Annotated in this window: 12 protein-coding genes and 1 rRNA gene; 4 read left to right on the top strand and 9 right to left on the bottom strand. The window is 40.4% G+C overall.

Translation table 11 applies throughout. The features are described from left to right. Nucleotides 1–340, bottom strand: a 16S ribosomal RNA gene (locus AOG26_RS20020); the annotation flags it as partial. Nucleotides 341–955: 615 nt separating this feature from the next. Here AOG26_RS20020 and AOG26_RS20015 point away from each other — a divergent pair. Then, entirely contained in the window at nucleotides 956–1,435 is a 480-nt protein-coding gene (locus tag AOG26_RS20015; protein WP_054564068.1) for an RNA recognition motif domain-containing protein, read from the top strand. Here the strand turns inward: AOG26_RS20015 and murI are convergent. Then, the gene (gene murI, locus AOG26_RS20010; RefSeq protein WP_054564067.1) at nucleotides 1,398–2,192 is read right to left on the bottom strand and encodes a glutamate racemase; all 795 of its coding nucleotides are present in this window, start codon (nucleotides 2,190–2,192) and stop codon (nucleotides 1,398–1,400) included. The genes AOG26_RS20015 and murI overlap by 38 nt on opposite strands. Before the next feature lie 66 nt (nucleotides 2,193–2,258). After that, on the bottom strand, nucleotides 2,259–3,377 hold the full coding sequence (locus tag AOG26_RS20005; protein ID WP_054554859.1) for a DUF5610 domain-containing protein: 1,119 nt from the start codon (nucleotides 3,375–3,377) through the stop codon (nucleotides 2,259–2,261). Nucleotides 3,378–3,541: 164 nt separating this feature from the next. On the opposite strand from AOG26_RS20005, the gene trmA reads away from it, so the two are divergent. Next, the gene (trmA, locus tag AOG26_RS20000) at nucleotides 3,542–4,639 is read left to right on the top strand and encodes a tRNA (uridine(54)-C5)-methyltransferase TrmA (protein WP_054564066.1); all 1,098 of its coding nucleotides are present in this window, start codon (nucleotides 3,542–3,544) and stop codon (nucleotides 4,637–4,639) included. Between the two features lie 2 nt (nucleotides 4,640–4,641). Here the strand turns inward: trmA and AOG26_RS19995 are convergent, their stop codons facing one another. The 5 genes from AOG26_RS19995 to ccoG form a co-directional block, all read right to left on the bottom strand. Next, nucleotides 4,642–5,094, bottom strand: coding sequence for a DUF523 domain-containing protein (locus tag AOG26_RS19995; RefSeq protein WP_054554857.1), 453 nt, complete (start codon nucleotides 5,092–5,094; stop codon nucleotides 4,642–4,644). 61 nt (nucleotides 5,095–5,155) lie between these two features. After that, the gene (locus tag AOG26_RS19990) at nucleotides 5,156–5,794 is read right to left on the bottom strand and encodes a thiol:disulfide interchange protein DsbA/DsbL (protein ID WP_054554856.1); all 639 of its coding nucleotides are present in this window, start codon (nucleotides 5,792–5,794) and stop codon (nucleotides 5,156–5,158) included. A 17-nt stretch (nucleotides 5,795–5,811) separates the two neighbouring features. Continuing rightward, nucleotides 5,812–6,435, bottom strand: coding sequence for a thiol:disulfide interchange protein DsbA/DsbL (locus tag AOG26_RS19985; RefSeq protein WP_054564065.1), 624 nt, complete (start codon nucleotides 6,433–6,435; stop codon nucleotides 5,812–5,814). 30 nt (nucleotides 6,436–6,465) lie between these two features. After that, complete coding sequence (locus AOG26_RS19980; RefSeq protein WP_054564064.1) at nucleotides 6,466–7,440, bottom strand: serine/threonine protein kinase; 975 nt, start codon at nucleotides 7,438–7,440, stop codon at nucleotides 6,466–6,468. 65 nt (nucleotides 7,441–7,505) lie between these two features. Continuing rightward, on the bottom strand, nucleotides 7,506–8,936 hold the full coding sequence (gene ccoG / locus AOG26_RS19975) for a cytochrome c oxidase accessory protein CcoG (protein ID WP_054564063.1): 1,431 nt from the start codon (nucleotides 8,934–8,936) through the stop codon (nucleotides 7,506–7,508). A gap of 277 nt (nucleotides 8,937–9,213) precedes the next feature. On the opposite strand from ccoG, the gene AOG26_RS19970 reads away from it, so the two are divergent. Both AOG26_RS19970 and AOG26_RS19965 read left to right on the top strand, forming a co-directional pair. Further along, nucleotides 9,214–9,573 (top strand): hypothetical protein, encoded by a 360-nt coding sequence (locus tag AOG26_RS19970; RefSeq protein WP_054564062.1) that lies wholly within the window; start codon nucleotides 9,214–9,216, stop codon nucleotides 9,571–9,573. Then, complete coding sequence (locus tag AOG26_RS19965) at nucleotides 9,573–9,776, top strand: hypothetical protein (RefSeq protein WP_054564061.1); 204 nt, start codon at nucleotides 9,573–9,575, stop codon at nucleotides 9,774–9,776. Before AOG26_RS19970 ends, AOG26_RS19965 begins: the two co-directional genes overlap by 1 nt. Here AOG26_RS19965 and AOG26_RS19960 read toward each other — a convergent pair. Then, nucleotides 9,773–10,387 carry a YecA/YgfB family protein gene (locus tag AOG26_RS19960; protein WP_054564060.1) on the bottom strand — a complete coding sequence of 205 codons (615 nt, stop codon included), beginning with the start codon at nucleotides 10,385–10,387 and terminating at the stop codon, nucleotides 9,773–9,775. The two genes, AOG26_RS19965 and AOG26_RS19960, sit on opposite strands and share 4 nt — an antisense overlap. Nucleotides 10,388–10,400 lie beyond the last annotated feature (13 nt).

Here is a 10,400-nt window from a genome sequence, read left to right as displayed (position 1 = left end):
AGTCTGGGCCGTGTCTCAGTCCCAGTGTGGCTGATCATCCTCTCAAACCAGCTAGGGATCGTCGCCTTGGTGAGCCATTACCTCACCAACTAGCTAATCCCACTTGGGCTAATCTTATGGCGTGAGGCCCGAAGGTCCCCCACTTTGGTCCGTAGACATCATGCGGTATTAGCAGTCGTTTCCAACTGTTGTCCCCCACCATAAGGCATATTCCCAAGCATTACTCACCCGTCCGCCGCTCGTCAGCARAGTAGCAAGCTACTCTCTGTTACCGCTCGACTTGCATGTGTTAGGCCTGCCGCCAGCGTTCAATCTGAGCCATGATCAAACTCTTCAATTAAAAGTTTTTTGAAACCGAAGTTTCGTGCTCAATGAATTCTGAATTTTGATTCTTTCGAATCGAATTGACTGTGCTGAAACAAGTAAACTTGTTTCCGTTGGTCACTCAGTTCAATTGAGACTCTAAATTTGTTTGCGTCATCTAGCGAACTAGAATCTGCTGTTAGAACTCAATCTGTACGAGTGCCCACACAGATGATTGCTTTATATTGTTAAAGAACGTTGCGACGTTGTCGCTAGGGATGCGTATAATACATCCTTAATTTTTCGAGTCAACACTTAATTTCAAACTTTCTTTCGATTATTTGAAACCGAAGTTTTACTTAACTCTCTGCTACGTTGTTCAGCATCTTTCGTAGCTGCCCGCCGTGTCAGTGGGGTCGCATTATAGGGAGATCCAAAAACAGATCAACACTTTTTTTCGATCTTTTTACTGTTCGCTCAAAAAGCGAACTAAATTTACCGAAAACAGCAAAAACGGTCGCTATTATGGCTGTTTTTTAAGCCAATATTCATAATTTAATGCAAATTTCATTGCTATGTTCATTTAACTCGTTAAGATAGCAAGTTCACAATGTTAAATTAATGTTTATTTCTTGTTTATTGGTAGATCAAAATGAAATTACCCGATCAAAAATCTTTTCTTTTCTCCGTTATTCTTGCTGTTTTAGGTTTTGTGGTTGTTAAGTTCGCACTTGCAAGCTTAGCTTTAGACCCAGCATTGCTATTTGGTGCAGGCTTATTAATTGGTGCTTTAGTTATTGCAGCACTTTCATCAGCGTCAAGTGAGGAGGCCGAAGTAAAAACAAAAACACTTTATGTTGGCAACCTACCTTATCGTGCTAATGAAGGTGTTGTTCGTGCTTTATTCGAAGAACAAGGCAAAGTTTTCAATGTACGTTTATTAAAAGATAAAAATACAGGTAAACGTCGTGGCTTTGGTTTTGTTGAAATGGCTGAAGCTGATGCAGATAAAGCAATCAATCAATTAAATGATAGCGAATTCCAACAACGTACTTTAAAAGTGCGTGAAGCAAAACAAAAACAAGAGAACGAAGCTAACAGCTTTCGTGAGGGATCTGATCAGTCAGCGTAATAAGCTCAACGCTTAATTGCGAATGACCAATAGGAGCCGTTGCATAATAGTGCAGCGGCTTTTTTTTATCTGTAGTAAGAGTAAAGCCTCGTAGAGCAATTAAACTTTCAACGCGCTTAGCAATCGCTTTGCCTGAGTCAATAAGGAAGATCTGTTGTTTATAGTAGTCACTAATCGCTCTGGCTAGTAATGGAAAGTGTGTACAGCCAAGTACCAATACATCTATATCTTCTGCTATCGCTAAATCACTCAATACATTCTCAAGCTTTGCTTCATTGATTTTCTGCGTATGAAATAGTGTTTCAGCAATTTCTACCAGCTCAGTTGAGCCATATAAGCTCACTTGTGTGTCTTGGCTATGAGTACTAATTAAGTTTGCAGTATAGCGACTCTTGATGGTTGATGGTGTTGCCAGTAAACCAATATGTTTGCTGTTACTTATAGCGCAAGCGGGTTTTATCGCAGGTACTACCCCGACAACTTCTATATTTGTGTGCTGGCGAATAGTTTCTAAGGCAGAGGTAGAGGCGGTATTACACGCAATAACTAGGATATCAACGTTTAAGTTTGCTGTTTCGATAAACTGTAGTAGCGCAAAAAGGCGGGCTATGATCGTTTGCTGACTTTGCGCGCCATAAGGCAATAAAGCATTGTCCATAAAATAACTATAATCAGCATCTGGGATCAATACTTGGATCTGTTCAAGTACGGTTGTTCCACCTATACCAGAATCAAACACCATTATATGAACTGACAAACTGCTTACCTCGGATCATCAAAGGTCAGCAGTTTGCCATGCAGCTTTATAAAAAGAAAGAAAGGACTAAGCCTCTTCTTCTGTTGCCGAGCGAAGCTTATTCATTTGCTCAAACATTGCTTTGGTATAATCCACCAGCTTACTGACTTCTTCTTTATCTTGGTTTAACCATTGTAAGATGCCAGCCAGTTCATTTTGCAAACCAATGTCACCCGCTTTATTAAACGCCTGTTTCAAGTCGTCATTAAATGGCGCTATTTTCTCAGCAACTTCTTTTTCAGGGGCTGGTTTATATTCTTCATAGCCTTTAATCGCTGCTACTGTTTTGGTTTGTTTCAGATCCATCGTAAAGCCAACGAGTTGCTCGTTACCTAAGTTAAGCTCTTTAGCTTGTTCAAAGGCATCTTCTAATGAACCAGAGAAGAATGTTTCGCTAACACTCTGCAAATCTTCCATCAATTCATTGATAGCTTGCTGCTCTTGCTCATTTAAATCACCATTGACCGACATCGAGAATGATAAATCTCGTGATTGCGAAGACTCACTGACAAAGGCTTCGTTGTCGCCATTTTTGCTATAACTGCTTGCAGACTTACTTTCGTATGCATCAGCAAAGCTAATACTTACTTCGTCACCTTCAGCGGTGGTGAAAGTGTACTCTGCGTTATTACTTAAACTGATGTATTGAGCTTGGCTTACTGAAACCGCATTAGGTTTAGGATTGAACAAGTCTTCTTCTAATTCATCAATACCTTTAAAGATACCTTCTTTAGACTTTTCGATACCCTCTTCGATGTCATCGTTAAGAATACCTGACTCTTTAAGCTCATCATACGCATCGTCGATGCCCATTTGCACACCTTTACGTGCATCACCTAGCATGCCTTTGAGTTTTTCATCATCAGCACCATCGGCTTTTGCTTTACGAAGTGCGCCGCCAACAAAGTCGAGTACGTTTTTCACGATCTCTTCAAAGTCGAACAAGGGTTTATCTTTTTTCTCTTCGGCTTTAGGTAAACCTAGTGCCTCAGCAAGTTTATCATCAAGAACTTTTGCCGCGAGCTCTCTGCCGCGTTGCTGATAACTATCTTGACGATTTTGAATGGTAGGCTGCTGCAGTGCCTGTTTACCATTGTATTTATTCACATTTGTATTAGGCATATAGCCTAGGTTGCCAATTTTCATGATCCGACTCCATGTTATGGTTAACTCATTATCGGCCAAAAACCACAAAACTTAAGTTTTTTGTATAAAAAAACGACACTAAAATAAATAACAAAACTAGACAAATCCTCAGCGCTCCCTACAATAGCGCCGTTATAAAGCTAAGAGATAAAAGGTAATCAGCCATGGCGGTTATAAAAATTGATACAACTCAATACGATGCACAATTGAGTGAGAAAGAGCAGCGCATCATCTCACAGTTTCGACGTTTTGGGGTCGAAAAATTAGAAGTGTTCAGCTCTGATCCTATTCATTACCGCCAACGTGCAGAGTTTCGTGTTTGGCATGAAGGTGAAGACCTGTTTCACATCATGTTTGATCAACAAACTAAAGAAAAGATCCGCGTTGATGAGTTTGACCCTGCAGCACCTTTAGTGGGTGAAGTGATGCAAGCGATGATCGAAAACTTAAAAGACAATGAAGTTCTGCGCCGTAAGCTGTTTCAAATCGATTACCTTTCAAGCTTAAGTGGTGAGATCCTTGTTAGCTTGTTGTATCACAAACAACTAGATGAGCAGTGGCTACAAGCAATTAAAGAGCTTAAAGCAAAACTGAGCACACAGTTTAAGATTGATTTTATTGGCCGTGCTCGTAAGCAAAAAGAAGTGATTGGTAATGACTATGTTATCGAGCGTTTAAACGTAAACGGTAAAGAGCTTATTTATCAACAAGTCGAAAATAGCTTTACGCAACCGAATGCTAAAGTAAACATCAAGATGCTAGAGTGGGCACAAGCCCTTTGCCAACCACTCAATAATGACTTACTGGAGTTATATTGTGGGAATGGTAACTTTTCGATTGCTCTTGCAGGCTCATTCGACCGCGTATTAGCCACTGAGATTTCAAAATCATCGGTTTACTCAGCGCAATACAATATCGCACAGAACAAGGTTGAGAACTTAGATATCATTCGTATGTCGAGTGAAGAGTTCACCCAAGCAATGAAAGGCGAACGTACTTTCTCTCGTTTAGATGGTATAGACCTGAAAAGCTATAACTGCCAAACAATTTTAGTGGATCCACCACGTGCAGGCATGGACACGCTAACGTGTGACCTAGTTGCGAACTACGACAATATTATTTATATCTCGTGTAACCCAGATACCTTAGAGCGTGACCTTGATCACTTATGCAAAACCCATGAAGTAAAACGTTTTGCGATTTTTGACCAATTCCCTTACACCCACCACATCGAATCAGGTGTGTTTTTACAACGTAAATAAAATCAATCTGCCAGCGCAGCAAATAGCGCTGGCAACTGCTGCTCGCTGTATACAGCTATATTATTGTCGGTTAACAGCTTTGCAGTTAATCCCATCCCTGAAATTTTCTTTCCTGAATGACTACCATCGTAAATAGTATTGCGACCACATGAAGGGCTTGATTCTTTTAACAGCGCATAGCGAATGCCCTGCTTTTTGCAAAGCTTAAGTGCTTGTTCTGCGCCATAAGCAAACTGTACTGTGACATCTTGTGCATCTTTGGTAAGTACTCTACCCGCTTTGATTTCTGCAGGCGGCCTTGGTGTAGGTAAGCCACCAGCTACTTCAGGGCAGAATGCAACGAGCCTTCCTTGCTGTTTAAGAGTTTCTAAACCAGGATGGAGTAAATTTTGCGATTGCCCGTCATAACGAACAGGATTTCCTAACAAACAGCTTGAAACTAATAGTTTTTGCATTTGCTTTACCAACAAAAAAGCTCCGCGAACGGAGCTTTCTATTAAATTCAACTAACTAAGCTTATTTATCAGCTAGGTAGTTAATTAAGTCTGCCATGCTCTTCGCATCGCTAATACCTGAATCCGCACCTAGGATTACACGGTATTTACCATTAACAATAAAAGTTGGAACGCCTTTTAAAGCACCTTTTTGTTGGTAATATTCTTGGTCGCGTTTCATCTTAGACGCCATAGTACGTACAGAGAAGCTGTTGTAGTACTTATCAAAATCTTCAGCCGACACACCTTGTGAAACAAAGATGTCTTTCATATCAGCTAGTTCGTTAATACGAGCACGCTTACCGTGAATATGATTAAACACAGCGGCTACTAACGCGTCTTTCTGTGGTAACACATTAGCCGTCGCATAACCTTGCGCTAAGATAGTCTGAATTTCTGGGTCACGAGGACCTGAAAAATCAACATGACTCTTTTTGAATTTAACGCCATCTTTAAGAAGTGTTTTAAGCTCTTTCACTACTGGCTCGAAGTTATTACAGTGTGGGCAGTAGAATGAGAAGAACTCTTTTACTTCAGGCTTTTTAGAAGCGCGTGCATCAATCGTTTCATAATGCTTACCTTCTTCATATTGAGCAGCTGAGGCATTTGCCGCTAAACCTAGCGTGGCAGCCATTAATACAGCTTTTACTAACTTGATCATTACTTCTTACTCCAAAATTATTGTTTTAATAAAAATTCGACTAACTCATCAAGCATCTGCTGGCTCTTGATGGTGTTTAAATTAATTTTATATTTATCATTGACGATAAAAGTTGGTACACCAGTAAGGGCGCCCATATCTGAATATTTTTGCTGCTTATCTTGCATCGCTTTTTCAGCACTAATCACTGGCATGCTTGCAATTTCAGCGTCAAATACATCGTTGCTAATACCATTGGTCGCAAGTAATGCTTTCACGTCTTTTATATCTTTTAGTAAAGCGCGCTGTCTGTGGATGCTATTAAAGATTTGATCAGCAACTTGCTCACCTTTGCCATGTTGCTTAGCAATTAAGTAGGCATAGCTTAAGTTACTTTGCGTTTGCTTAGATACACCACCTAAAAAGTTAACATGGCTTTTTACAAATTCAGTCCCTTCAGGAAGACTTGCCGTTAATGCTTTTGCGACCGGTTCAAACTGAAAACAGTGTGGACAATAAAACGAAAAGAACTCGGTTACTTGAGGTGTTGCACTTTTCTCAACTTTTAATACTTCGTATTGATTGCCTGCTTCGAAATCAGCAGCAAGGGCCGCAAAAGGTAAACATAAAATGAGTAGACTTAACTTTAATTTTTTAAACATTGTTTTCTCGTCTTTCTTAACTTTAAAAATTTATGGTAATAATTTTAATGGTGCTTCCTGTAGCGCTGCAAGCTGTTCTTTTAGCGCTAGTATTTGCTGCTCCCAGTATTTGTCTTCAGCAAACCATGAAAAGTTCCGTGGGAACGCAGGATCATCCCACCTTTTTGCCAACCACCCCATGTAATGCACCATTCGCATTGCTCTAAGTGGTTCAATCAACTTTAATTGGCTGTGATCAAAGTCGCAAAATTCTTCATAAGCAGCCACTAAGGTGTCTAACTGTAACAGTTGGTTGTTACGATCGCCACTGAGCATCATCCAAAGATCTTGAATTGCAGGCCCTTGTCGGCTGTCATCTAAATCAACAAACATTAACGCGTCACCAGACCACAATATATTACCAGCATGGCAATCGCCGTGCAGGCGGATGGTTTCAACATTTTTATACTGCTCTGTGGTTTCTTTAATCACCAAATCTAAAATAGTATAAAAGGCGTTCTCTAATGCCATTGGCACCAAGTTACTTGCTTGTAACTGAACTTTAGCTGTCTGAAGGTATTCTTCGCAGCTGATTACAGGCCTATGTTCAAATGGCTTTGCCTTAGCTACTTGGTGCATTCGCCCAATTAAGCGGCCAAGTACATCGAGTTGATCTAAATTATCAACTTCAAAAATGCGCCCGCCCACACTTGGGAATAACGTAAACAAATAACCATTATGCTCAAATAAGCTTTGCCCTTCGATAATAACAGGCGCAACAACCGGCACTTCAGCCTCGGCAAGCTCAAATGCAAACGCATGCTCTTCTAAGATTTGCGCCTTACTCCAACGCTCTGGTCGGTAAAACTTAACAACATAACGATGGCCATCTTCTGCTTTAAATTGATAAACACGGTTCTCGTAGCTATTTAAGGCCAGCAGACCTGATTCAGCATAAACACCGATACTTTCAACTGCATCTAGAATTGAATCGGGTGTAAGGTCTACAAAACTAAATTTACTCATAATGCCTCATCATATAAAAAAAGCGGGAAAATCCCGCTTTTTATTCATTCGCTCAGTGTACTTAATTATCGCGCCTTAAAGAAGTTACTCGGCTGCGAAATCTGCACATCTGGCTCACCATCGACAGAAAGTACGAACTCAAACTTCGTCATAGGCTTTTTCAAATCATAAGGATCAACAACTAATGACAGTGGCACATTATAAGATTCACCAGAAGGTACTGTGAATGTTTGTTTGCCGATGTACTCAAAGTTATCGAGTCCTTCAACACGAATGTTAAAGGTTTGCTCATGTTGAGCTTTGTTAATTACTTTTAGTGTATAGGTGTTTTCGACTAAACCATTAAAGTCAACACGATATAGCTGGTTACGGTCACGAATAATATCGAGTTCCATCGGTTTGCGCATCGCAATATTTGCTACTAACGCCCCTGATAGCACGACTAAGATAACTAGATAGCCAATTAACTTAGGGCGCAGTGCATGTGTTTTGTTGTCTGGCGTTTCTAAGTTACGCTCGGTGGTATAGGAAATGAGCCCGCGTGGGTAATTCATTTTATCCATCACCCCATCACACGCATCGATACATGCACCACAGTTAATGCACTCGTATTGTAAGCCGTTACGAATATCGATCCCCGTTGGGCAGACCTGCACACATAAGTTACAGTCGATACAATCACCTAAGCCGAGCTCTTTTGGATCTTGCTTACGTGAACGAGGACCACGGCTTTCACCACGTGCTTCGTCATAGCTCACGGTAAAAGTATCTTTATCGAACATAGCTGACTGAAAGCGAGAATAAGGGCAAATGTGTAAGCACATAATCTCGCGCATCCAACCGGCATTACCATAGGTACACACAGCAAATACGGCTAGACAAATATACGAATACGCGGTTGCATCAAGGGTAAACAGATCAGGCAGTAGCTGACGGATTGGCGTAAAGTAACCTACAAAAGTAAATGCGGTATAAAGCGAGAATAACCACCAGCTGCCGTGTTTAGCACTTTTGCGCCAAAACTTATCAAAGTCCATTGGGCGTTGATCTAGTTTCTTACGTTGATTTGCGCTGCCTTCGAATTTTTCTTCAAACCAAATAAAAATGAAGGTCCAAACGGTTTGCGGGCAAGTATAGCCACACCAAACCCGTCCATAGAAAGTAGTTACTAAGAACAAGGCAAACGCCGCCAACATGAGAATGAAAGCAAGGATAGTCAGATCTTGTGGCCAAAGCGTTAAACCAAAAATGTTAAACTTTTGCCCTACCAAATCGAACAACACAGCTTGTTGACCGTGGAAGTTAATCCAAGGTAGTAGCATAAATGCAAGCATGCCGACAAAACCAATCCGTTGTCTTAACAATTGGTGTAAACCCGTTACAGCTCGGACATAAATACGGTTACGTGGATTAAATCTATCATCGAGGGAAGCGTTTTCCGGTTTCTGGATTTTTACTTCCGTTGGGATATTTTTAACCTTAATCTGTTTATCCATTAAAATTCCTCAACGCCACTAGGAAATAATACTCAAACATATGTTTGCAGTAAGAGATTCTCTGTGCCAATAAGCAAATCAGAATACATCTCATTACGTTCAAAGATTTCTGAAACTTTAAATCTATAGAGCATTATACTCAATCTATAGAAAATTTCAGGGATTGATCGAAAATACGACGTTTTAATTATTTAATCTTATCTGCTTGCTTTTAAAACGACCATTTTATTAAACTTGCACCTATACCGTATTTATTTAGATCAAAGATTATTGTGCTATGAAAAAATTTCTTATTTTAGTGCTTATTATTTTAGCACTTTTCACGATTGATCATCCTTTGATCAAAGAGCCAAGAGAAAGGTTACTAGGTGAAGGCGTTAGCCTTATTTCTGATGCCAGTAAAGTCAACCGAAGTCCTGCGGCAAATATGGCTAAGAATAATATTAAATCACAGCTGAATTTATCTAATTCAGAGCTTGAGTATATTGAAGAGACATTTACCACTGACGATAAACTACAAGTTTTTCACTTACACTACTGCCGTGAAAAAGATATTAACTTATATTTTTATGGCGAGCGCTTAAATCGAGTATGTAGTATTGTCTCGAACGCACTTGAAGAAAGGCTAAACAAGTAATGGACTTTTCAGCTTTAAACAAAAAAACCAGCGACTCGTTTGCCAAACAGCGCAATATGTTAAAAAAGCTGGGTAAGGGGCAAACCTTATACTGTGAAGTATGTAAAGGCGCCCTTACCTTAAATTTGAAGACTGATCAGCCTGGTAAAGGCGTTGTAAGCTGTGCCAAAGGTTGCACAGACATTCTTTTAGAGCTGGGTTAGTTCCAGCCCTCATCATTATATAGCTGGCTATTTACAGCAACGACTTCAATTAGCTCAGCAAAGCCAGCGGCGAATTCATTCATAACTTCATACTGCTGCTGGCATAGTTGCCCTTCAGATAAACCATTATCAGTTGCAAGGGCTGCAATTTCACTCGTTTCAAGGGTAAAAAAGCCTAAGCTTTGCAGTGCACTAGCCAACGCCTCTTTAAGCTCATCAGCTAACTGTGGCGCGCTTAATAGCTTGTTAACGTAACCTTGCGCACCATGCATAAAACCTTGGCTCCAATGCTGACATTCTTGAATATCTAGGTATTGTTGTCCTTGAGAACTCAGCTGTAGGCTCACAGGTAATGCAAAACCCGTTTCGAATACTTGTTCGCTGATCTGTTGATATAAAGCCATAAATGCAAACAGCACTTGCTCGTCCATTTTCCCATCAGAGCCAGGTGCAACCTCTTCTAACCACTGATGAACATCAAGCGGCTCAGGAGCACAGATCACCGCAAATAAGTAGCCTTGGGTTTGCGACAAGCTAAGCGCATCTTGATGCTGCGCTAAAAACTGACTTAAAAGCTCACTTTGCTGCTTTGAAAACTCAGGTAATTGCATATTATTCGATTAA

Origin of the sequence: Pseudoalteromonas sp. UCD-33C (assembly GCF_001306895.1) — a bacterium.
Taxonomy (GTDB): domain Bacteria; phylum Pseudomonadota; class Gammaproteobacteria; order Enterobacterales; family Alteromonadaceae; genus Pseudoalteromonas.
Note: the sequence above shows the minus strand (reverse complement) of the source record. Positions and strands in the feature narration are given on the sequence as shown.